15 protein-coding genes are annotated in these 24,069 nt (G+C 63.3%); 7 read left to right on the top strand and 8 right to left on the bottom strand.

Annotation, left to right across the window (positions count from 1 at the left end; genetic code table 11):
* Nucleotides 1-173: 173 nt before the first annotated feature.
* Nucleotides 174-2,276, top strand: coding sequence for a methyl-accepting chemotaxis protein (locus FIU91_RS09480; protein WP_172974978.1), 2,103 nt, complete (start codon nt 174-176; stop codon nt 2,274-2,276).
* 104 nt (nt 2,277-2,380) lie between these two features.
* Here FIU91_RS09480 and glgB read toward each other — a convergent pair whose 3' ends face one another.
* The 5 genes from glgB to FIU91_RS09455 form a co-directional block, all read right to left on the bottom strand.
* Nucleotides 2,381-4,564, bottom strand: a complete 2,184-nt coding sequence (gene glgB / locus FIU91_RS09475) for a 1,4-alpha-glucan branching protein GlgB (protein ID WP_152462265.1) — start codon at nt 4,562-4,564, stop codon at nt 2,381-2,383.
* Nucleotides 4,565-4,613: 49 nt separating this feature from the next.
* Complete coding sequence (locus FIU91_RS19560) at nt 4,614-7,016, bottom strand: glycogen/starch/alpha-glucan phosphorylase (protein ID WP_152462264.1); 2,403 nt, start codon at nt 7,014-7,016, stop codon at nt 4,614-4,616.
* Nucleotides 7,017-7,135: 119 nt separating this feature from the next.
* Nucleotides 7,136-8,110 carry an ROK family protein gene (locus FIU91_RS09465; RefSeq protein ID WP_152462263.1) on the bottom strand — a complete coding sequence of 325 codons (975 nt, stop codon included), beginning with the start codon at nt 8,108-8,110 and terminating at the stop codon, nt 7,136-7,138.
* Between the two features lie 6 nt (nt 8,111-8,116).
* Nucleotides 8,117-9,433, bottom strand: a complete 1,317-nt coding sequence (locus FIU91_RS09460) for a GH1 family beta-glucosidase (protein ID WP_152462262.1) — start codon at nt 9,431-9,433, stop codon at nt 8,117-8,119.
* Nucleotides 9,433-10,467, bottom strand: a complete 1,035-nt coding sequence (locus tag FIU91_RS09455; RefSeq protein ID WP_152462261.1) for a LacI family DNA-binding transcriptional regulator — start codon at nt 10,465-10,467, stop codon at nt 9,433-9,435. Before FIU91_RS09455 ends, FIU91_RS09460 begins: the two co-directional genes overlap by 1 nt.
* A 257-nt stretch (nt 10,468-10,724) precedes the next feature.
* Here FIU91_RS09455 and FIU91_RS09450 point away from each other — a divergent pair, with 257 nt between their 5' ends.
* The 6 genes from FIU91_RS09450 (at nt 10,725) to uvrA (ending at nt 20,260) form a co-directional block, all read left to right on the top strand.
* Nucleotides 10,725-12,077, top strand: a complete 1,353-nt coding sequence (locus tag FIU91_RS09450) for an ABC transporter substrate-binding protein (RefSeq protein ID WP_152462260.1) — start codon at nt 10,725-10,727, stop codon at nt 12,075-12,077.
* Between the two features lie 108 nt (nt 12,078-12,185).
* Nucleotides 12,186-13,163, top strand: coding sequence for a carbohydrate ABC transporter permease (locus FIU91_RS09445; protein WP_093012978.1), 978 nt, complete (start codon nt 12,186-12,188; stop codon nt 13,161-13,163).
* Between the two features lie 14 nt (nt 13,164-13,177).
* Entirely contained in the window at nt 13,178-14,452 is a 1,275-nt protein-coding gene (locus tag FIU91_RS09440) for a carbohydrate ABC transporter permease (protein ID WP_093012975.1), read from the top strand.
* 11 nt (nt 14,453-14,463) lie between these two features.
* On the top strand, nt 14,464-16,125 hold the full coding sequence (locus tag FIU91_RS09435) for an alpha-amylase family glycosyl hydrolase (protein WP_093012972.1): 1,662 nt from the start codon (nt 14,464-14,466) through the stop codon (nt 16,123-16,125).
* Nucleotides 16,126-16,136: 11 nt separating this feature from the next.
* Complete coding sequence (locus FIU91_RS09430) at nt 16,137-17,222, top strand: ABC transporter ATP-binding protein (protein ID WP_152462259.1); 1,086 nt, start codon at nt 16,137-16,139, stop codon at nt 17,220-17,222.
* A gap of 173 nt (nt 17,223-17,395) precedes the next feature.
* On the top strand, nt 17,396-20,260 hold the full coding sequence (gene uvrA, locus FIU91_RS09425) for an excinuclease ABC subunit UvrA (protein ID WP_152462258.1): 2,865 nt from the start codon (nt 17,396-17,398) through the stop codon (nt 20,258-20,260).
* Nucleotides 20,261-20,267: 7 nt separating this feature from the next.
* Here uvrA and FIU91_RS09420 read toward each other — a convergent pair whose 3' ends face one another.
* The 3 genes from FIU91_RS09420 to FIU91_RS09410 are packed head-to-tail and all read right to left on the bottom strand — an operon-like array spanning nt 20,268 to nt 24,008.
* Entirely contained in the window at nt 20,268-21,650 is a 1,383-nt protein-coding gene (locus tag FIU91_RS09420) for an exonuclease domain-containing protein (RefSeq protein WP_152462257.1), read from the bottom strand.
* 4 nt (nt 21,651-21,654) lie between these two features.
* Entirely contained in the window at nt 21,655-22,152 is a 498-nt protein-coding gene (locus FIU91_RS09415) for a hypothetical protein (protein WP_093012960.1), read from the bottom strand.
* Between the two features lie 32 nt (nt 22,153-22,184).
* Complete coding sequence (locus FIU91_RS09410) at nt 22,185-24,008, bottom strand: DUF294 nucleotidyltransferase-like domain-containing protein (RefSeq protein WP_152462256.1); 1,824 nt, start codon at nt 24,006-24,008, stop codon at nt 22,185-22,187.
* Nucleotides 24,009-24,069: the final 61 nt, after the last annotated feature.

Genomic DNA, 24,069 nt, shown 5'->3' with positions numbered 1-24,069 from the left:
AACCTCAGTCTGGCAGGCGCAGCACCCGCCGGCTAGGGGTGCCGTCCGGTTTGGCGTTGAACGGCACATGCGGCACCGATGCGTTCCGGAAACGTCGGCGCTAGACGAAAAATTAAGTCATGGCATGCGAAGGGAATGTCGGAAGCCTTCAGGGGCAACGACGGAGACCGGACATGAGTAAATTCTGGCGCACCGCACAGCACGCGCCCGACGGGCACGCCGCAGAGTTCGAGGCGATCGACCGGACACATCTGATGATGCGGCTGGACGGCGAAGGCACAATCGTCTCGGCGAATGCTGCGGCCCACGCGGCGCTCGGCTATGACGACGGGTCGCTGCCGGGCCGGCCTTTCGGAGACCTGTTGCGGGCGGCAGACCGTCAGGCTCCTTGGCTTGACGAGATCATGAGCCCCATCCGTCGGGGTCAGGACGCGCATCGCGTGACGCCGCTCGTCACCTCCGGCGGAGAGGAGCGGTGGCTCTCCATCAGCTATTGCCGCGTAAGCGCCTTCGATGACGGCACGCTCCACAGCCTTCTCGTCGGTCGCGACGTGACCGAAACCCATCTGCGTTCACGCGACAACCGCGGCCATGCGCATGCCGCAAAGCGCAGCATGGCGGTGGTCGAGTTCGGCCTCGATGGCACGGTGCTGGACGCGAACGAGAATTTCTGCCGCTCGACAGGATATGCCCGCGCCGAGATCGTCGGGCGCCATCACAGGATCTTCATGCCGGCCGCCGAAGCCGATACCGATGCCTATCGCAGCTTCTGGAAGGCGCTCGCCGAGGGCGGCTCTTTCAGCGGGGAAGTCTGCCGGATCACGAAGACCGGAGAGCCGCTTTGGCTCGAGGCGACTTACGAGACGATGAGCGATGGCGACGGACGGCCGTTCAAGGTTGTGAAATACGCCTTCGATATCACCAACGCCAAGAACGCGGCGACCGATGCCCGCAGCCAGATCGACGCCATCCAGAAAGTGCAGGCTGTCATCGAGTTCGCGCCGGATGGCACCATTCAGCGTGCGAACGAGCTGTTCTGCCGTGCCGTGGGCTATTCCGAGCGCGACGTCGTCGGCCGGCATCACAGCATGTTCCTGCCCGCCGAGGAGGCCCGAAGCGCGGCCTATGCGCGTTTCTGGCGTGACCTCGCCGCCGGGAAAGAGAAGAGCGGCGATTTCACACGGGTCGGCAAAGGCGGCCGCAAAGTGCATATCCGTGCGAGCTACAACCCCATCTTCGATGCGTCGGGCCGCGTCACGAAGGTGGTGAAATTCGCCATCGAAACCACGATCTTCCAGCGAACGGCCGAAACGATGCGCGCCGGGCTGGCCGAGTTGGCCAGCGGACGGCTCAGCGTCGAGTTGACTGAAAATCTTGGCGATCTCGACGAGATCCGCGTCAACTTCAATGCCGCCGTTGAAAAGATCCGTGACGTGATCCAGCAGGTCGCGCTGCAATCGTCGGACGTCACGTCAGAGGCGGGCGCCATCACCGCCGCCACGCACCAGCTCGCCCAGCGCAGTCAGCACCAGGCGGCGACGCTCGAGGAAAGCGCGGCCGCCCTGCAGGAGCTGACGACGTCGGTCCAGAACACCGCCGATTCGGCGGTGCAGGCCCGCGAACAGGCCACCGCTTCGATCGAGGAAACGGGCCGGTCCCGCGATATCGTTGAACGTGCGATGAACGCCATGGGCGAGATTTCCGGCTCGTCCATCAAGATTTCCTCGATCACCTCGGTGATCGACGACATCGCCTTCCAGACAAACCTTCTGGCGCTCAATGCCGGGGTCGAAGCGGCGCGCGCTGGCGATGCCGGGCGCGGCTTCGCGGTGGTTGCCTCCGAAGTGCGTGCACTGGCCCAGCGATCCTCGGACGCGGCGCGAGAAATTGCGGATCTCATCACGAGATCGACCGATCAGGTGAAGTCCGGCGTCAGCCTGGTGGGCGAAACGGACAGCGCGCTCAAGAAGATCGATGCGCGCGTGAAGGAAATTCACGAGAGCATCGAAAGGATCACGTCCACGGCGCAGGATCAGTCAGGCCAGATCCGTGACATGAACGCCGCGATAGGCACGCTCGACCGCGCAACGCAGCAGAACGCCGCGATGGCCGAGGAGACATCTGCCGGGATCGAGACCCTTGCCCGGCTTGTCACGGATGTTCACCGGGAACTTGCGTATTTCGACGTCGTCGATGTGACAACTCCGAACCTGCCGCGGCGGTCGTTGCCGGGCAGGAGCGACGCTCCATTCCCGGGAATGGCCGCGCAGAGATAGAGCGAAGCGTTATGTGCATGTCGGAGGTCGGGCGCGTGGTCGCCCGCCGCCCGACAACATGCCGGGTGCGGCAGATGTTGCCTCTTTGCCTTCGTGTGCGCGGATCAGTCCTGTACGAGGTAGACCGCCGACAAGGGCGGTATCACCACTTCGGCCGATGCCGCCTGCCCGTGGCTTGGCCGAGCCTCGGCTTCGACCGATCCCATGTTTCCCCTGTCGCCGCCCCCGTAGAGCGACGCATCGGTATTGAGTGCCTCGCGCCACGTGCCGGCGAAGGGCAGGCCGATCCGGTAGGCGCGCTGCTCCTGCGGCGTGAAATTCACGAGCACCACGACCTCCTTGTCTCCTGCCTCGCCGCGCCGGAGCCAGGCCAGGACGGAATTGTCCGCATCATCCGCCTCGATCCACTGAAATCCGTCCGGGTCGCAGTCGCGCCGATAAAGCGCCGGTGTTTCCGCGTAGAGGCGGTTCAGATCCGCGACAAGTCGCTGAATTCCCTTGTGATCGGGCCGCTCGAGCGCGGACCAGTCCAGCTCCGTGTCGTGGTTCCACTCGGAGGCCTGCGCGAATTCTTGCCCCATGAACAGAAGTTTCTTGCCCGGGTGCCCCCACATGTAACCGTAGAACGCGCGCAAATTGGCGAATTTCTCGGCCCGCGAGCCGGGCATGCGGTCGAGCATCGAGCCCTTGCCGTGCACCACCTCGTCATGGCTGATCGGCAGGATGAAATTCTCGGAGAAGGCATAGGTCAGCCCGAAGGTAAGCTGCCCGTGATGATGCTTCCGGTAGAGCGGATCCTTTTTCATGTATTCGAGGCTGTCGTTCATCCAGCCCATGTTCCATTTGTAGCCGAAACCGAGGCCGCCATCATGGACCGGCCGCGACACCTTGGGATAAGAGGTCGATTCCTCGGCCACCGTCATGATCCCTTCGCATTCGCCGTAGGTCAGCTCGTTCATGGCGCGCAGGACGTCGATCGCCTCGTAATTCTCGCGGCCGCCATCCTTGTTCGGGACCCATTCGCCGTCTTTGCGCGAATAGTCGCGGTAGAGCATCGAGGCGACGGCATCTACGCGCAGCCCGTCAGCATGATATTCCTTGAGCCAGTAAAGGGCGTTCGAGGTCAGGAAATTCTTCACCTCGCGCCGCCCGTAATTGTAGATGTATGTGTTCCAGTCCTGGTGGAAGCCCTCGCGCGGATCGGCGTGTTCATAAAGCGCGGTGCCGTCGAACCGGCCGAGCCCATGCGGGTCGGTCGGGAAGTGACCGGGCACCCAATCGATGATTATGCCGACACCCGCTTTATGCGCGGCATTCACGAGGTCGCGGAATTCATGCGGCGGTCCGTGGCGCACGGTCGGCGCGAAGAGGCCGACAGGCTGATAGCCCCAGGAGCCGTCGAACGGATATTCCGAGATCGGCATCAGCTCGATATGGGTGAAGCCCATCTCGGTCACGTAATCGACCAGCTCCGTCGCGGCCTCGACGTAGGATATGCGCCGGTTGTCCGCCTTGCGCTTCCAAGAGCCGAGATGCACCTCGTAGACCGAGATCGGCGCGGTGCGCGCATTGCGCTCGGCGCGGATCCGCATCCACTCGTCATCCGACCAGCCGTATCCGTTGATGTCGCGCACGACGCTGGCATTCTTCGGCGGATGTTCCGATCCGAAACCCACCGGGTCGGCCTTCAGCGGCTGAACCTGACCGTCATGGCCCAGGATTTCGTATTTGTATGATGTGCCTTCGCCGATGCCGGGAACGAAGGTCTCCCAGACTCCGGTGCCGCCACGATAGCGCATAAGGTTGCGCCGGCCGTCCCAGTCGTTGAACGGCCCGACGACCGAGACGCGTTGTGCATTCGGTGCCCAGACGGCGAAATGCGTGCCATGGACACCGTCATGGGTCAGCGTATGTGCTCCGAGCGCGTTCCAGAGCGCGTGATGGGTGCCTTCACCCAGCAGGTATTCGTCGATCTCTCCCAGAACCGGACCGAAGCGGTAGGGATCTTCCATGTCCCAGCTTCGGTTCTTGGCATCCCAGCCACGCAGACCATAAGGCGCATCGCCCGGCACCGGACCCGAGAAGAGGCCGGGCATATCCGGAAGCGGTTCCAGCGGATACTCGGACTTGCCGATCACCGCGGCAAGTCGCGCAGCGCCGGGATCGAACGCGGTCACATGGCGGGTGCCATTCCGCTCATGCGGACCCATCACGGAGTAAGGATCTGAGCTCGTCCCGTTCAGGATGCGGGCGAGGGCGTCGCGGGGCAGGTCGGTTTCACTAGCCATACTTGCCAGTTTAGCCTCTTGCCCCGCGGCTTCAACGCGCGCGGGCCGATCAATCGGAGAGATACGACCGCGCTGCCCAGATATCTTGCATATACCCGCGGATCGTCCGGTCGGACGAGAACCAGCCTGAACGCGCCGTGTTGAGGGCGGCTTTGCGGATCCAGGTCGCCGGATCGCGGAAGGCAGCGTCCGCCTCGCGGCTTGCGCGCCAGTATTCGGTGAAGTCCGACGCAACGAGGAAGTAATCGGCACCCGCGATGTTGTCTGCCACATGCGTGTAGCGGTCCACCTCGTCGGGAGAGAAGGCGCCCCCACGCACGGCCTGCAGGGCTCGGGCGAGCCGCGGGTCTGCCTCGATCGCCTTTGCCGCATGGGACTCGATCTTTCGGCGCTCCGTGACGTCCGAGGCGGTCATGCCGAAAAGAAAGAAGTTCTCGGCCCCCACATGCTCTCGGATTTCAACGTTCGCGCCGTCGAGCGTGCCGATGGTCATCGCCCCGTTCAGCGCGAACTTCATGTTGCCCGTGCCCGAGGCTTCCTTGCCCGCGGTCGAAATCTGTTCGGAGAGGTCGGCCGCCGGAATGAGCCGCTCGGCCAGCGTGACGTTGTAATTGGGCAGGAAGAGGACTTGCAGTTTGCCGCCGGTCTCGGGATCCGCGTTAAGAACGGCGGCCACATCATTGATAAGGCGGATAATATCCTTCGCAAATGCGTAGCCTGGCGCGGCCTTGCCGGCAAAGAGAACGACACGCGGGGTCCAGTCGGCGTTCGGGGCGTCCTTCATCTCCTGCCACAGAGCGATGGTCTCGAGAATGTTAAGATGCTGGCGCTTGTACTCGTGCATCCGCTTGATCTGCACGTCGAACATCGCGTCGGGGTTGACGCTGACGCCCTGCGCTTCGGCCATCCAGTTCGACAGGTCCACCTTGTTCGCGCGCTTCGCCGCGTCGAAGCGCTCGCGCCAAGCGGCATCCTCGATGGCGGGCTCCAGCTCGCGCAGGCGTTCGAGATCAGCCACCCAGCCATCGCCGATCGTCTCGGTGATGAGTTCCGAAAGACGCGGGTTGCAGGCCAGAAGCCAGCGGCGCGGAGTGACACCGTTCGTCTGGTTGACGATGCGCTCTGGATGCAGGCGGTGCAGCTCCGAGAAGACGGTTTCCTTCATCAGCTCGGTATGCAGCGCCGAGACGCCGTTCACCTTGTGCGCCATCACGAAGGAGAGCTGTCCCATCTTCACCTGGTGATCGGCCCGCATGGATTGCGTGCGCGACGGGTTCGCCTCGTAATGGGCGTTGTCGATGAGATCCGCGATCTGCAGATGACGCGGCAAGAGGCGGCCGAAGAGGTCTTCGCCCCAGCTTTCGAGCGCTTCGGGCAGGAGCGTGTGGTTCGTATAAGACAGGCAGCCACGCGCGATCTCCATCGCCTCTTCGAAGGGCAAGCTGCGCTCGTCGTGCAGGATTCGCACGAGCTCTGGCCCGGCGACGGCCGGGTGGGTGTCGTTAAGCTGGATCGCAACCTTTTCCGGCAGCTTCCTGATGTCCGAATGTTCCTTGTCGAACCGCGCGAGGATGTCGCGCAAGGCGGCTGCCACAAGGAAGAATTCCTGCTTGAGGCGCAGCTCGCGACCTTGCTCGGTCGTATCGTCGGGGTAGAGAACCCGGCTGATCGTGCGGGCAAGCGCCTCGGGCTGCGCGGCAGCCGCGAAATCGCCGCGGTTGAAGGCCGGAAGGTCGAACGGGTCGGACGCCTTGGCCGACCAGAGCCGCAGAGTGTTGGCCCATTTGCCCTGCCAGCCGACGATCGGCGTGTCATACGCCTCGGCATCGACGTGTTCGGCAGGATGCCAGAGGACCTTGCCACCCGTTTCCTCGATTTCGCCACCGAAGCCGATACGGAAAAGCGCTTCGGGACGCTCGAATTCCCAGGCATGGCGTTGCAAGAGCCAGGTCTCCGGCGCTTCGATCTGGCGCCCGCCCTGGAAGCTTTGCCGGAAGAGGCCATGTTCGTAACGGATGCCGTAGCCATAGGCCGGGCAGCCGAGTGTCGAGAGGCTTTCGAGGAAACAGGCCGCGAGCCGCCCGAGACCCCCATTGCCGAGCGCGGCGTCGGGCTCGTCCGCAAGAACGGTGTCGTAATCCTGCCCGAGCGCGGCGAGCGCCTCACGGGCCTGGTCCACCAGACCGAGATTGACGATGCCGTCTTCGAGCAGTCGCCCGATCAGAAATTCCATCGAAAGGTAATAGACCCGTTTCGCGCCTTCCCGGCGGGCAGTCCCGGCGGCACGGAACCAGCTATCCGCGATGTGGTCGCGGATCGCGTAGGACAGCGCCATGCGCCAATCCTCGAGCCCCGCGAAATCGGGCTCGCGTCCGAAGGAATAACAAAGATGCCGCACGATCGCGTCGCGCAAGGTGTTGGTGCTCACCTGGGGCGGGGTCGCAATGTTCATCGCTCAGAGCCTTTTTGTCACCGCTCACACGGTCGGAAGAAGCGCCTTCGGGGTGGATTGGCAAGTCCCCCGACGCGAAATTTCACAACGCGTCGACAGATTGCAAAAAATCGCGCCGCTCAATGACCGAGCTTGGAGATCTCCGCAAGATGGCAGGCGCAGCCCGTCAGCGCGGCGTAGTCGTCTGTCACGATATGCACCGGGAATTGCCGCATGAACTCCGAGAAGCGCCCCTTGTCGCAGAATGCTCCGGCGAAGTCGGGCCCGGCGAGATGTCGCGCGAAGTGCTGGGTGACGCCGCCGCAGAGATACACGCCGCCGAAGGGCAGGGTGATGAGAGACAGATCGCCCACATATGCGCCGAGCAAACGGCAAAAGAGGCGCACAGCGCGCTCAGCCCGCGACTCGCCCGCCTCTAGCGCGGCCATGATCTCATTGGCCGAAAGGAGCTCGCCCGCGCCATCCTCCTCACAGAGAAACGCGTAGATCCGTTCGAAGCCGCGGCCCGACAGCACGTCTTCGAAGCCCGGCATCTCATGCTTGCGCGCGACCCAGTCGCGCAGGCGCAGTTCTTCGTCATTCGTGCCGCGCAGCGTGACGTGGCCGGTCTCGGAAGGCGGAACCAGCGTTTGCGCGCCGAGCCTGTAGACCGGCGCCGCATTGAGACCGGTGCCGACGCCGACCACGAGTTTCGCGGCGAGGCGGCTTGCTGCCTGACCGGGCATGATCGGCGTGAGCTTGTCCGGACCAAGCGCGTCGAGCGCATGACCCTGCGCCTGCAAATCGTTCAGGACCGCCACGGTGGCCGCGCCCGTCGCCGCGCCCACGGACGCCTTGTCGATTGCCCAGTCGAGATTCGTGAGTTTGCCGATCCCGTCCCGCACCGGCCCCGCCATCGCGACGCAGGCGGCGGCGGGACGGGCCTCCGCCTGCCCGAGATAATGCGTCAGGACTTCGGTCAGATCAGCCACCTCGGCATTGCGATAGCGGCGGATAGAGCCGTCCCGCACCCGGCCGCCTTCGGCCAGCGCGACGCGCGTATTGGTGCCGCCGATATCCGCGACGACGGCCAGTTCGGATGCGGATACGGACATGGGACCTCAGCTCAAAGCGCGTTTCAGCGCGTGGTAAGAGGCTTTCGGCGTGCGTTCAAGACTGTCGAAATCGACGTGGACAAGACCGAAGCGCTTCTCGTAGCCGAGCGCCCATTCGTAATTGTCCATGAGCGACCAGACGAAGTAGCCGTTGAGCGGAACGCCGTCCTCCATCGCCCGGCGCGCGGCGGCGAAATGCTGGTTGAGGTAATCGATGCGCGGCTGGTCATCGACCTTGCCGCCCTCGATCACGTCGGGAGAGGCGAGACCGTTCTCGGTCACATAAAGCGGCATGTCGCCGGCATATTCGTGCAGCCGTTTTAGCGAGTAATAGAGACCGTCTGGATAGATCTCCCATCCCATCAGGGTCTTGGGCAGGGGCCCCTCGACCTCGGTCTGGTGCGGCCAGGGGCCATCCGTCGGCGCGCAGAGCTTGCGGGTGTAGTAATTGAGCCCGCACCAATCGAGCTTCTGCGTGATCAGGGGGAAATCATCCTGATACCCTTCGGGCAGGTGCGGCGCGAAGCCTTCGAGAACCGTCTCGGGATAGCGGCCGCGGAAGACGCCCTCCACGAAGAAGCGGTTGAGATAGCCGTCGAAAGTTTCGGCCGCGCGCTGCGCCTCGGGGCTATCGTCGGCGGGCTCAGCCCATTCGAAATTGAAAACCGCCCCGAGCTTGTCCTGGCCGAGGCTCCGCATCACCTCGATGGATCGGCCGTGTGCCAGCAGGACATGGTGCATCGCGCGGGCTGTGGCGCGGATGTCGCGCAAGCCCGGCGCGTGAAGGCCGAGGAAATGGCCCATCCACCCGACGCACCAGGGCTCGTTGATCGGCGCGACAGACCAGAGCCGGTCGCCGAGGCGGCGCGAGACGATCTCGGTGAACTCCGCGAACCAGGACGCCACATCGCGATTGGTCCATCCGCCCTTGTCGGCCAGCGCCGAGGGCATCTCCCAGTGATAGAGCGTCGCTGCGGGTTTCAGATCCCGCTCCAGCATGGCGTCGACCAGCCGGTCGTAGAAATCGAGACCCTCTTCGTTCGGCTGGCCGATGCCGTCGGGCATGACCCGCGCCCAGGAGGTCGAGAAGCGATAGACGTCGAAGCCTGCATCCGCCACCAGGTCGAGATCGGCCTCGAAGCGGTGGTAGTGATCGCAGGCAATGCCCCCATGCTCGGCCCTCACGACGTTGCCGGGCGTGGCCGCGAAGGTATCCCAATGGGTCGGACCCGCGCCGCCGAAATCGTGCCCTTCGATCTGATAGCTCGATGTCGATGCCCCGAAGAGAAAGCCTTCGGGGTAATCCTTGCGGGTGAAATCCATCAGATGTCCTTTCTCGGGGCCGGTCCCGTCGACCGGCCGATGATGAGGTCTGCCTCGAGCAGTTCCTGCGGTGGCGGAGCGTGCGGGTTGGCGATGCTGGCGAGCAGCAATTCGGCGCAGCGCCGTCCGGCCTCCCTGACCGAGGAACGCGTCGCGGTAAAGAGCGGCTCGTCGCTGCCGTTCGGCAGGTAGCTCAGCGCATCGTCATGGGTAATGATCGACAGATCCCGCCCGATGGCGAGACCGCGCCTGAAGCCAGCCCGCTCGACGCCGAGCGCGATGACGATGGAGGAGGTCAGGAACGCCGTGGGCGCTTCCGGCCGGTCCAGCATCTCGCCGGCAACTTGCAAGCCGAGGCTCTCGGTCATCTCGCCGCTGACGATGAGCGACGGATCGATGCGGATGCCGGCCTCGCGCAATGCATCTTCGTATCCGGCGCGGCGACGCGCGGCGAAATCCATGCTCTCGTCGCCATTGAGAAGCGCGATGCGGCGATGTCCCAGCTCGATCAGGTGCCGCGTCGCGCGCGCGAAGGCGCGACGGTTGTTCATGTCGAGATAGGGATAGGTCTCCTCGATCCCCGAGGAACGGCCATGCACGAGAAAGGGCAGGCCGATCTCGCGCAGAAGCGCGATGCGGGAATCGCTGACGAGAGGGCCGTGCAGGATGATCCCGTCGACATTCCCCTTTGCCCCGAGATTGCGGTAATGCTCCGCCTGCACGTCGTCCGGCACGAGGCTCAGCACGAGGTCGTAGCCTGTTGCGACATAAGCTTCGGACGCGCCGGTGATGAAATCGCCGAAGACGGGATTGAGGATCTCGTGCTTGCGAGAGAGGGGAATCACGTGGCCGATGGACATCGCGCGTCCCGTCGCGAGCCCCTTGGCGCGCGTATTGGGCGTGTAATTGTACCGGCGCGCCGCTTCCATGACGCGTCGCCGCGTGGCTTCGCGCACCTCGGGATACCCGTTCAGCGCCCGGCTTACCGTGGTCTGAGACAGGTTCAGAATGTCGGACAACTGCTTGAGGTTCATGTCAGGCGGGTCTCAAAGCGCTTTGAATATCCTGGGTAGAATAGCCAGCACGATGAGGGATTGAAAAGACCGTGCAAACGCAGAATTAACGCTGCGCCGCAGCGCAAACCAATGTAAATATAACGGTTTCTTTCGGACCGCAGCATTGACAGGTCGGAAGCGCTGCGCGAGTTTGATCGAGCCAAAGCGCTTTGAAAACTTTTTTCTTGCGCGACAGACCATGAGCCTGCTCACTCACCCTAGGGAGGAACCAAGACATGAGAACTTCGCTTTACGCCAGCGCCGCGGTGTTAGCGCTCGCTGCCGCCAGCGCGCAGGCCCAGGATTTGCCATTCGCCATCGGCGAGGGCGATTTCGCCTGGGACAGCTACAACGATTTCGCGGACCAGTATGACCTGTCGGGCGAGACCGTGGAGATTACCGGCCCCTGGACCGGCAACGAGAAAGAGAAGGTCGACGCGGTCTTTGCCTATTTCGCCGAAGCCACGGGTGCGTCCGTGAACTATTCCGGCTCGGACAGCTTCGAGCAGGACATCGTGATCTCGACGCGCGCTGGCACGGCACCGAACCTCGCGGTCTTCCCGCAGCCCGGCCTTGCCGCCGACATGGCGAGCCAGGGTCTTCTGACGCCGCTCGCCGATGGCACCAGCGAGTGGGTCGCCGAGAATTTTGCCGCAGGGGAAAGCTGGGTTGACCTTGGCACCTATGCCGGGCCGGACGGCGAGGAGGACCTTTACGGGCTGTTCTACCGCGTCGATGTGAAATCGCTGGTCTGGTACAACCCGATCGCCTTCGACGAGGCGGGGTACGACATTCCCGAAACGATGGAAGAGCTGAAAGAGCTCACCGAGGAAATCGTCGACGACGGCGGCACGCCGTGGTGCATCGGTCTCGGCTCCGGCGCTGCGACGGGCTGGCCGGCGACCGATTGGGTCGAAGACCTCATGCTCCGCACGCAAGACCCCTCGGTCTACGATCAGTGGGTCACGAACGAGATCCCCTTCGACGATCCGGCCGTGGTCGGTGCGATCGAGGAATTCGGCTGGTTCGCGCGCAACGACGATTACGTCGAGGGCGGTACCGAGGCGGTCGCGACGACCGACTTCCGCGACAGCCCCGCCGGTCTCTTCTCGATCCCGCCGGAATGCTACATGCATCGTCAGGCCTCCTTCATCCCGGCCTTCTTCCCGGATGACGCGGAGCAGGGCGAGAACGTCGATTTCTTCTACTTCCCGGCTATCGAAGAGAACGATCTCGGCACGCCGGTGCTTGGCGCAGGCACGCTCTTCGCGATCACCAACGATTCCGAAGGCGCGCAGGCGATGATCGAATTCCTCAAGCTGCCCGTGGCGCACGAGCTGTGGATGGCGCAGGGCGGGTTCCTGACCGCGCATGGCGGCGTGAACCTCGATCTTTATTCCGATGACAGCCTGCGGGCCCAAGGCGAGATCCTGCGCGATGCAACCACGTTCCGCTTCGACGCGTCCGACCTGATGCCGTCGGAGATCGGTGCGGGTGCGTTCTGGACGGGCATGGTCGATTACGTGACCGGCGCGGATGCCGAAGCGGTCGCGGCCGACATCCAGTCGCGCTGGGACAGCATCCAGTAAGCTCTGAGACCACAAGGCGCGGCGCCCCGGCCGTTCGGGGCGCCGCGCCATCTTCGCGCCAAACCCGGTCCACCGGCACGGCGAACGTAGCCTTGGGAGGAGAAGACGATGTCACCGGTCGTTCAGGGTATCATCACCATCATTCTCGGTGTCGGAGGGTGCGCGGCCTATTTCTACGCCTCGAACCTCGTCCTCGATAAGGTCATCTTCCCTCCGCGCAATGACGATCACGGACGCAACATCAACCGCGCCAATATCGTCCGGCCCTGGCTTTTCGTGGCCCCGGCCATTTTCTTTCTGGGACTCTACCTCGTCTATCCGGTGGTGGGCTCGTTCTTCCGCTCGCTCTATAACCGGTCGGGCAACACGTTCATCGGGCTCGGCAATTACACGCAGATGTTCTCCGAGGAGGGCTTCCGGGTCGCGCTCTTCAACAACATCCTCTGGGTGATTTTCGTGCCGGCGAGCGCCACGTTCCTAGGGCTTCTGGTGGCGCAGCTCACCGACCGGTTGAAATGGGGCAACATCGCGAAATCGCTGATCTTCATGCCGATGGCGATCTCCTTCGTCGGTGCCTCGCTGATCTGGAAATTCGTTTACGCCAACAATCCCGATATCGGCATCATCAATGCGGTGCGCGACTTCTTCGGGCTGAACCCGATCGATGTGCTTCAGATCCCGTTCTGGAACAACTTCTTCATCATGTTCATCCTCGTCTGGATCCAGACGGGCTTTGCGATGGTGATCCTCTCGGCGGCGCTGCGCGGCATTCCCGAAGAGACGATCGAGGCGGCGATCATCGACGGCGCGAACCCGTTCCAGATCTTCTTCAAGATCAAGATCCCGCAGATCGCGCCAACCATCGTCGTGGTCTGGACGACGATCACGATCCTGGTGCTGAAGGTCTTCGACATCGTCTACGCGATGACGGGAGGCAATTTCGATACAGAGATCCTGCCGTCCTACATGATGGATTACATGTTCCGCGATGACGGGCGCGCGACGGCGGTCGCCTTCGTCATCATGATCATCGTCACGCCGGTCATGGTCTGGAATATCGTCCAGGCCCGCCGGGAAATGCGCTGAGGAGGGCGGATAGAATGGACAATATCGCAGGACAGAAATCCGGCCTTTCCATCGCGACCAATCTCAGCGTCATCGCCCTGGTGCTGATCTGGCTCATCCCGACTATCGGGCTTGCCGTCTCGTCCTTCCGGGAACGGGCGCAAATCTCGGAAACCGGCTGGTGGCGCGCGCCGTTCTCGGTCGAGCAGGCCTATCGCATCTCGCCAGATCCGGAAGGCGCCTACCAGGACGGCGACCAATGGGTGCTCGAGGGCAATCTCTTCGACAGCTCAGAAGACGCGTCGGGGCAGGGCACCGTCTCAGGGTTCGGCATCACCTCACGTGCGCCAGGCGCAGCCGAGCCGGGCATGATCTATGCCCGCTACGAGGTGCAGGTGATCGAGCCCGATGGTGAGCAGGATGACACGAATATCGAGATCGCTTACGCGGAGGGAGAGGAGCCCGTCTTCCCGGACGTGGACGAGGACGGCAACACCGTCGTCCAGGACATCCCACCGATCTTCGATCGATCCTTGCAGGTGATGCAAAATGGCGATTTCGTCTACCGCGACGCCGATGAGATCGACCGCGGCCCGTCTGTCTACATCACCGCGGCGCAGCCACCCGAATTCACGCTCGACAATTACGACCAGATCCTGACCTCGGACGGGATGGACAGGGCCTTCATCAACACGCTGACGGTCTCGATCCCGGCGACGGTCATCCCCATCGTGGTGGCGGCCTTCGCGGCCTATGCGCTGGCCTGGATGGATTTCGGCGCGCGCGGCTTCCTGATCGCGATGGTCGTGGGCCTCTTGGTCGTGCCATTGCAGATCGCGCTTGTCCCACTTTTGACGCTGCACCAGGAAATCGGGATCGGACAGAGCTTCCTGGGGGTGTGGCTCGCCCATACGGCCTTCGGGATGCCACTCGCGATCTATCTCTTACGGAACTACATGATCGGGTTGCCAAGGGACATCATCGAAAGTGCGAAAGTCGACGGAGCGACCGATTTCCAGGTCTTCACCAAGATCGTGCTGCCGTTGTCCTTCCCGGCCTTGGCGAGTTTCGCGATCTTCCAGTTCCTGTGGACATGGAACGATCTTCTCGTGGCCAAAGTCTTCCTGCCGTCCAATGCCGATAGCTGGGTGATGACGGTGAAGATCGCCGACGACCTTCTTGGCTCCCGCGGGGGCGATTGGGGAATTCTCGCGGCGGCAGCCTTCGTCTCTATCGCGGTGCCCCTCTTTGTGTTCTTCGCGATGCAGAAATATCTCGTGCGCGGCCTTCTGGCCGGCTCGGTCAAGTAAACAGAGGTAATATGAACAAACCGGCGGACCTCAGCGAAATGCGGATGAAGACAGATACCGATTGGTGGCGCGGCGCCGTGATCTACCAGGTCTATCCGCGCAGCTTCCAGGACACGAATGGAGACGGGATCGGCGATCTTCTGGGGATCGCCCAGAGGATGCCGCATATCGCCTCGCTCGGGGTCGACGCGGTCTGGATCTCCCCGTTTTTCACCTCGCCGATGAAGGATTTCGGCTACGATGTGAGCGATTACTGCGACGTCGACCCGATGTTCGGCAGCCTCGCGGATTTCGATGTGCTGATCGCCTCGGCGCACCGGCTGGGGATCAAGGTCCTGATCGACCTCGTCTTGAGTCATACCTCGGAAGAGCATTCCTGGTTCAAGGAAAGCCGCGCCTCGCGGGATAACCGCCGGGCGAACTGGTATGTCTGGGCGGATGCCAAGCCCGATGGCACGCCGCCCAACAACTGGTTGTCGATCTTCGGCGGCTCGGCCTGGCAATGGGACTCGACGCGCTGCCAGTATTACCTGCACAATTTCCTCCAGGAACAGCCGGACCTGAACTTCCACGAGCCGGACGTGCAGACCGCGCTCCTCGAGGTGGCGCAGTTCTGGCTTGACCGGGGCGTCGACGGCTTCCGCCTCGACACGATCAACTTCTACGTTCACGACAAGCAACTGCGCGATAACCCGCCTCTGCCCGAGGAAGAGCGCAACCCGATCACCGCGCCGGCGGTGAACCCCTATACCTGGCAGAACCATCTCTACGACAAGACGCAGCCCGAGAACCTCGATTTCCTGCGAAAGCTCCGCACGCTGATGAACGACTACAACGCCGCGGCCGTTGGAGAGGTCGGCGACGACCAGCGCGGGCTCGAGATCCTTGGGCAATACACGGGCGGCGACGACCTCATCCATATGAGCTATGCCTTCGAGCTTCTCTCGGGGCATATGCCGACCGCTTCCTACATCGCGGATGTCTTCGAAAAGGTGGAGGCCGTGGCCGCCCAGGGCTGGGCCTGCTGGGCATTCTCCAACCACGATGTGCCGCGTCATGCCTCGCGCTGGCAGCTTTCCGATGCGGGCACGCGCTGCTTTGCGACGCTGATGCAATGCCTGCGCGGCTCGACCTGCCTCTACCAGGGCGAAGAGCTTGGCCTGCCCGAGGCGGATGTCGCCTTCGAGGATCTGCAGGATCCTTACGGCAAGCGCTTCTGGCCGGCCTTCAAGGGACGCGACGGATGCCGGACGCCGATGGTCTGGGAGCCGTCCAACCAGAATGGCGGGTTCTCGTCCGGTAGCCCTTGGCTGCCCGTGAGCCATGAACACCTCAACCGGGCGGTCACCAACCAGGAACAGGATCCCGCGGCGATCCTGCACCATTACCGCCGGGCGATTGCCTTCCGCCACTCGCACGAAGCGCTTCGCAAAGGCGCACAGACCGACATGAGCGCGGATGGCACCGTGCTACGCTTCCAGCGCGCGAACGAGGAGGAGACATTGTTCTGCGCGTTCAATCTCAGCTTCGAGCCCGCCGTCACGGATCTGCCCGAGGGCAAGTGGCGGCAGATCGGGATCGAACTGGGCTCCGCGGGGCCGGCACCAGACGGGCGTCTGCATCTCGGCCCCTGGCAACCGGCGCTTCTGATGCGTGTCGAGGATAACGAATAAGGGAGGGCGACATGGCCAATCTGAAGCTGACCGATGTCGAGAAGACCTATGGCGGCACCGTGCAGGTGCTGCGAGACATCAACCTCGACATCAAGAAGGGCGAGCTGATCGTCTTCGTCGGGCCGTCCGGCTGCGGCAAGTCCACGCTTCTGCGGATGATCGCGGGGCTCGAGAAGATCACTGGCGGCACGCTCGAGATCGACGGGCAGATGGTCAACGACGTGCCACCCGCGCAGCGCGGCATCGCGATGGTGTTCCAGAGCTACGCGCTCTATCCGCACATGACCGTGCGGGACAACATGTCCTTCGCGCTCAAGATCGCGAAGAAGTCCAAGCAAGAGATCGAGGACTCGGTAAACCGCGCAGCGAAGATGCTGCAACTCGAACCCTATCTCGACCGTCTGCCCAAGGCGCTTTCTGGCGGTCAGCGGCAGCGGGTGGCGATCGGGCGCTCAATCGTGCGCGACCCCAAGGTCTACCTCTTCGATGAGCCGCTCTCGAACCTCGATGCCGCCCTGCGCGTTGCGACCCGGATCGAGATCGCGCAGCTCAAGGAGTCGATGCCCGACTCGACAATGATCTACGTGACCCACGACCAGGTCGAAGCGATGACGCTGGCGACCCGGATCGTGGTGCTCGCCAACAAGGGCATCGCACAGGTCGGCTCGCCGCTCGAGCTCTACGAGACGCCGAACAGCGAGTTCGTCGCGCAGTTCATCGGCTCGCCCTCGATGAACCTCCTGCCCGGTGAGATCGTCGAGACGGGCGAGACGACGGTGGTGAAGATGGATGGCGGCGGCACGGCGCGAGCCAACATCGCGACCAGGCCCGAGGACAAAGGGATCAAGGTGAATGTCGGCGTGCGGCCCGAGGATTTCGTCGAGAGCGATGGCGACTATATCTACGAAGGCACGGTGGACATCACCGAGGCGCTTGGCGAGGTGACATTGCTCTACTTCGAGGCGCATGACGGCGATCCGGTGATCGGCAAGCTGCAAGGCATCCACCAGGGCTTGCGGGGCAACAAGGTCAAGATGACCGCCGATCCGGGCCGGGTGCATCTGTTCCATGACGGGACATCGCTGCTGTATCGGTGATCTGGGCGGCCTGCGGCCTTGTTCCGCGACTTTTGGGACAGCGCAGCACCGTTTCCCGGCATTTTGGCGAGCTCTTGAACGCGCTTAGCCCAAGTTCCCATTTCGTTCTCATTTTCCCGTTGGCGAAACAGATGGGATCTCCTATCTGTTGAGGATCTGTTAACGGGGGGCACATGCCTGAGCTCAAGCACATCGAGGTGCGCGGCGCGCGCGAGCACAATCTCAAGGGGATCGACGTCGATATTCCCCGCGACCAGCTCGTGGTGATCACCGGCCTTTCGGGGTCGGGCAAGTCCTCGCTCGCTTTCGATACGATCTATGCCGAAGGGCAGCGCCGTTACGTCGAAAGCCTTTCGGCCTATGCGCGGCAATTCCTCGACATGATGGAAAAGCCGGACGTGGATCATATCGCGGGCCTCAGCCCCGCGATCTCGATCGAGCAGAAGACCACGTCGAAGAACCCGCGCTCGACCGTGGGTACCGTGACCGAGATCTACGATTATCTGCGTCTGCTCTTTGCCCGTGCGGGCACCCCCTACAGCCCGGCGACCGGTCTGCCCATCGAGGCGCAGCAAGTGCAGGACATGGTCGATGCGGTCATGAAGATGGAGGAGGGCACGCGCGGCTATCTTCTCGCGCCCATCGTGCGTGACCGCAAAGGCGAGTACCGCAAGGAGTTTCTCGAACTTCGCAAGCAGGGCTTCCAGCGCGTGAAGGTGGACGGAACCTTTTATGAGCTCGACGAGCCGCCGACGCTCGACAAGAAATTCCGCCATGACATCGATGTCGTTGTCGACCGGATCGTCGTGCGCGAAGGCATGGAGACGCGGCTTGCGGATTCCTTCCGCACGGCGCTTGATCTTGCGGACGGGATCGCGGTTCTCGAGACCGCACCGCGCGAGGATGAGGGCGAGCCCGAGCGCATCACGTTTTCCGAGAACTTTGCCTGTCCCGTCTCCGGCTTCACGATCCCCGAGATCGAGCCGAGGCTCTTCTCGTTCAACGCACCGTTCGGGGCCTGCCCGGAATGCGACGGCCTCGGGGTTGAGCTGTTCTTCGACGAGCGGCTCATGGTGCCGGACCAGAATCTGACGCTCTACGACGGCGCGATCGCGCCCTGGCGCAAGGGGAAGTCTCCGTATTTTCTCCAGACAATCCAGGCCATTGCAAAGCATTATGAATTCGATGCCTCAACCAAGTGGAAGGACCTTCCCGCGCATGTGCAGCAGGTGATCCTGTTCGGCTCGGGCGAGGAGGAAATTCCGTTTCGCTACGATGAGGGCGGCCGCGTCTACAACGTGACCCGCACTTTCGAAGGCGTCATCCCGAACATGGAACGCCGCTACCGCGAGACGGATTCCAGCTGGATTCGCGAGGAATTCGAGCGCTACCAGAACAACAAGCCTTGTTCGGCCTGCAACGGCTATCGCCTCCGCGAAGAGGCGCTGGCGGTCAAGATCGCCGGGCAGCATGTGGGCGAGGTGGTCCAGAAGTCTATCCGCGAGGCGCATGAGTGGATCGAGACGGCACCGGAGAGCCTCTCGAACCAGAAGAACGAGATTGCGCGCGCGATTCTTAAGGAGATCCGCGAACGCCTTGGATTCCTGAACAATGTCGGACTGGAATACCTCACGCTCAGCCGCGCGGCGGGCACGCTGTCAGGCGGCGAAAGCCAGCGCATCCGGCTCGCGAGCCAGATCGGCTCCGGGCTGACGGGCGTATTGTATGTCCTGGACGAGCCGTCCATCGGGCTGCACCAGCGCGACAACGACCGTCTGCTGGGGACGCTGAAGAACCTGCGCGACCAGGGCAATACCGTGATTGTCGTGGAGCACGACGAGGAGGCGATCCGCGAGGCCGATTTCGTGCTGGATATCGGTCCCGGTGCAGGCGTGCATGGTGGCTCCATCGTCAGTCAGGGCACTCCTGCAGAGATCGCCGCCGACCAGAATTCCGTGACGGGTCAGTATCTTGCAGGGACGCGTGAAATCCCGGTTCCGGCAACGCGCCGCAAAGGCAACAAGAAGTCGCTGACCGTGGTCAAGGCCAATGGCAACAACCTTCAGGATGTCACCGCCGACTTCCCTCTGGGCAAGTTCGTCTGCGTCACCGGCGTCTCTGGGGGTGGCAAGTCGACACTCACGATCGAGACGCTGTTCAAGGCCGCCTCGATGCGGCTCAACGGTGCACGGCAGACGCCGGCACCTTGCGAGACGATCAAGGGTCTGCATCATCTCGACAAGGTCATCGACATCGACCAGCGCCCCATCGGACGCACACCGCGTTCGAATCCAGCCACTTACACGGGAGCCTTCACTCCGATCCGCGACTGGTTCGCAGGACTGCCGGAAGCCAAGGCACGTGGTTACAAGCCCGGACGCTTCAGCTTCAACGTGAAGGGCGGGCGCTGCGAGGCCTGCCAGGGTGACGGTGTCATCAAGATCGAGATGCACTTCCTGCCGGATGTCTATGTGACCTGCGAGACCTGCAACGGCGCGCGCTACAACCGTGAGACGCTGGAGATCAAGTTCAAGGGCAAGAGCATCGCGGATGTCCTTGATATGACTGTAGAAGATGCACAGGACTTCTTCGCCGCCGTGCCCTCGATCCGCGAGAAGATGGATGCGCTCGTGCAGGTCGGACTGGGGTACATCAAGGTCGGTCAGCAGGCGACGACGCTTTCGGGCGGCGAAGCGCAGCGGGTCAAGCTGTCCAAGGAACTGGCGAAACGCTCCACCGGCAAGACGCTCTACATCCTGGATGAGCCGACAACCGGCCTGCATTTCGAGGACGTGAAGAAGCTCCTGGAAGTGCTTCATTCGCTTGTGGAAGTTGGCAACACGGTCATCGTCATCGAGCATAACCTCGACGTCATCAAGACAGCCGATCACCTGATCGACATCGGCCCCGAAGGTGGCGATGGCGGCGGACGGATCGTGGCAACCGGCACGCCCGAGGAGGTCGCCGAAGTCGCAGAAAGCCATACGGGCCGGTATCTCAAGCACATGCTGAAGCCGCGCAAGGTCGCGGCGGAGTGAGCCGGTCCTAGTTCATGTCCTCGATCAGACGCCCGTGCTTGCGCGTTTCGGCCAGGAGCGCGCCGAACGTGTCGATTCCGCGCCCTTCGAGCATCGGCAGCATCCGGCAGAGCGCCTCAGCCGTGGCATGTGCATCGCCGAGCGCCGTGTGACGCAGATGCGGCGCGATCTCGATGCCGAGCCGCTGACAGACCGCATCGAGCGTATGCGTCTCGGTCGTGCCGAAGAGGATCGCCGACACGAGCACGGTATCAACCACGGGATGCGTCCAGTTTAGCTCAGTCTCGGCGCGCTTGGCGCGGAGAAACGCAAGATCGAACGGTGCGTTATGCGCGACCAGCGCCGATCCTGTCGCAAAGTCATAAAAGCGCGGGGCGGCCGAACTGATGGATGGATGCCCGCGCACCATGGCATCGGTGATGTGGTGAACGCGGCTTGAGGCGTCAGGGATCGGCCGGCCTGGATCCACCAATGTCTCGAACGCCTCTCCGGGAACGATACGTCCTCCGATCACCCGGACGGCACCGATCTGGATGATTTCGTCCCGGTGAGGCAAGAGACCGGTGGTCTCCAGATCGAAGACGCAGAAGGTCAGGTCCGACAGGCGCCTGTCCTCCAAAGCGGCGTCGCGGCGCTGGCCGAGCAGTGCGAAATCGTAGACGAGAGGCCGGTCCGCGTCGGGCGCGATCCGACTTATCTCGCTGTCGATGATCATCAGTGTGCCACCTTCCGCCATTGGTTTGAGCGTGGCGGTGAAGGTTACGGCGCCGCGCCGTCCTTGCAGCGTCGCGGTCGTGCCAAGGCCTGTCTTGTGGATTCGGTCGAGCGCTGCACGAAGGCTCTCCTCGTCAAAATATTCCGACAAAGCGGCGTGAAGCCTCGGGGTTCCGATCTGCGCGAGAACTTCTGCGGCCTGTCCGTCATAAAGCACGATCAGGCCGTCACGATTGAGCAGGATCGTCGCGACCGGGATTTCCGACAGAAGCGCGGTCAGGCGCACGCGCTCCTCGTCAAGGTGCCGCGTCGCCGCGCTCACCGCCTCGTCACGGGCTGTGCGCGCTGCCTCGAGGGCGGAGAGAACGGAAGCGGCTGCAGGGCCGAGATCTCCGAGGTGTTCAGCGCCGCGTGACGGCACGAACGCTGGCACGCCGGTCTCTGCATGGGCTCGGATGCGTAACTCTGAGGCGATCTTGTCCACGGGCCGTGCCAGCGCCTGATCGAGGTAGAACCAGAAACCGGCGAAGATCCCCAAGAACAGGAATCCGCCCGTTGCCATCGCCGCGCCGGGGTCTGACCGCGCCATGCCGAGAGCGAAGAAGCCCACGCTCAGGCTCGCAAGCAGCGCCAGGAGCGACGCGGCGATCAGACGTATCCTGAGCGAGCCGCGCATCCGGTCAGACCCGCTGGCAGATCGTGCTGACGACCGGATCGTTCGGTCCGGCGTCGCGCCAGACCGGCTCGCTGCCATCGCCGAGGGCAGGATCGGCGCGGCGGCCGTTTTCGCAATCAACCATGATTTCCACCGATTGCACCGGCTGCCAGCGGCCGAAGAAATACAGGTCCGCGAGGTAGATCGAAGGACGATCCTGATTGCGCTGCACCTTGTCGATATCGACCGCGACGAAGCGCGCGCGCATGGGAAGCGCATAGGTCCAGGGACGCCAGAACGTCGCCTCGGAGATACTGTCGGCGACGACCAGACCATCAGGAAGGCCGTCGACGGTGCGGTCGTACCAGCTGTATTCCGAGGATATTGCCGTCGCGAGCATCGCGACGCCCGCTCCGATCGGCACCAACCAGCGCGGAAGGCTCGGCAGCACCTTCGTGAGCGCCAGCATCACGCCCGCGCCGGCGAACCCGGCCACGAAAACCGCGATCAGCTCGAAGAACATCTTCTCTCACTCCCTCCCTCGGCTGCGCCTTTTCAGCCCAGCATACCCCGTCCGTGCCCCAGAGCCGATTGCAGCGCCTTGACCACAACGAACGCGTCCCGCAGATGTGAGCGTTCGAAATCGGACAGCGTCGCGGGGCTCAGATAATTGTCCGGCGGCTCACCCTCGCGAATGCGTCTGCACTGGTGCTCGAGCCGCGTCAACGCGATGAGATCGTAGGCATCGAGCAGATCCTGCCCGCCGCTTTTGGACAGGATGCCCTCGCGCCGCGCCTCGACGATGCGGGCGCGCGTGTTCACCGGGCCGAGCTGCCCGCGCAAGGCATAGACCCGCGCAAGATCGGTCACCGGCACCACGCCCGAGTGCTTCAGGTCGAGCGCGTCCTTGTGCTCTCCCTTGCGGATTGTCGCGAAGCCCCGGATGAGGCCGAGCGGCGGCTGATGCTTCAGCGAATTGGCGATCATGTGCGCCACGAAAATGGAGTTCTTCGCGGCGGCTTCGAGCGTGCGCTCCTGCAGATCCGCAAAGAGCGCCACGTCTCCGCCGATAGGGCGCAGGTCGAACATCACCGAGGCGAGCATCTGGGCTTCGGGAACCGGCTTGGCGATCCAGCTTTCGAAATAGCGGCGCCAGGTCGCGAGGGGCTGCCGCCACTTGGGGTTCGTCGCCATCATGTCGCCGGGACAATAGACGTAGCCGCATTCGTGCAAACCATCGGAGACGAAGCGCGCAAGCGTCTCGAAATACGCGTCGTGCTCCGGCGCGGCATCGTCCGACAGGATCAGGCAATTGTCCTGGTCGGAGACGCCGGTCTGTTCCTGCCGTCCCTGGCTTCCGCAGGCGAGCCACAAATAGGGCACCGGCGGCGGGCCCAGCTTGTCTTCCGCAAGACGCAAGAGCCGCCGCGTGACCGCATCCGCAATATCGGTGATGAGCCGCGTGACCACCTCGTGGGGGTGATGCGCCGAGACGAGTTGCGTCAGCAGGCGCGGAATCCGTGCCGTGGCCTCCGCCATCTCTGCGACGGTGGATGCGGTTGCGATACCCGAGACAAGCTCTGCCGAGGAGATGGCCTGGAACCGTGTCAGATCGGTCTGCGTGACAATCCCGACGAGCCGCGCGCCGATGGTGATCGGGATATGCCCGATCCGTCGCTCGAGCATGGTGTGCAAGACGTCCGAGCCCAAAGCCTCCGGCGCCAGGGTGACCGGGTCGCGGGTCATGATCTCGGACAGGGGCGTATCGTGCGGCGCGGCTTCGGCCACGATGCGCGCCGAGAGATCCCGGATCGTGACGATGCCGACCAGCCGTTCTTCCTCGCAGACGCACAGCGAGGAGACCCGCGCCTCCCGCATCTGGCGGGCGGCATCTCGTGCGGAGGTGTCGGGAGTGGCGACCAGCGGCTGGGTCGCCATAAGGTTCGAGACCTGGCTCGTTGCAAGATCGCTGAGCGGTGCGCGGGCAGGGCGCGCCGCCGCGCTCCGGTCGAAGAACCGTGCAATGGCAGGGTGAGCCTTGCGGGCGGAATGAAAGTCCGCGGCAGGCAAAATCAGAAGGTCGGTGGGGGATCGCGCGAAGGCGGTCGTCACGGCGCGGCCATCCCTTGCAAGACCGCGCTCACCGAACGTGTTGCGCGGCCCCAGAAGCGAGACGGTCTCGTCGTGGCTGTCCCTCACCTCGATATCGCCGCGCCGGACGATGAACAGCCCTTCGAGCGGATCGCCGAGGCGATAGATCGTCTCACCGGCCGCGAAGCGCCGCGTCTCCATCCGCGCGGCCAGAGCCGCCCGGTCCTCGGGCAGAAGGTCGCAGTAAGGGTGCAGCCGGTCGAGAAAAGCGTCGATATTGTCGGGCATGGCTGACTTGGTCGGGTTCGTTCTTTGGCAAACGCTAGGCGCTTGTCGGGACAAGCGAAAG

Origin of the sequence: Roseivivax sp. THAF30, assembly GCF_009363575.1 — a bacterium.
Taxonomy (GTDB): Bacteria; Pseudomonadota; Alphaproteobacteria; order Rhodobacterales; family Rhodobacteraceae; genus Roseivivax; species Roseivivax halotolerans.
The sequence above is the reverse complement of the archived record's forward strand: the minus strand, read 5'-3'. Positions and strand labels throughout refer to the sequence as shown.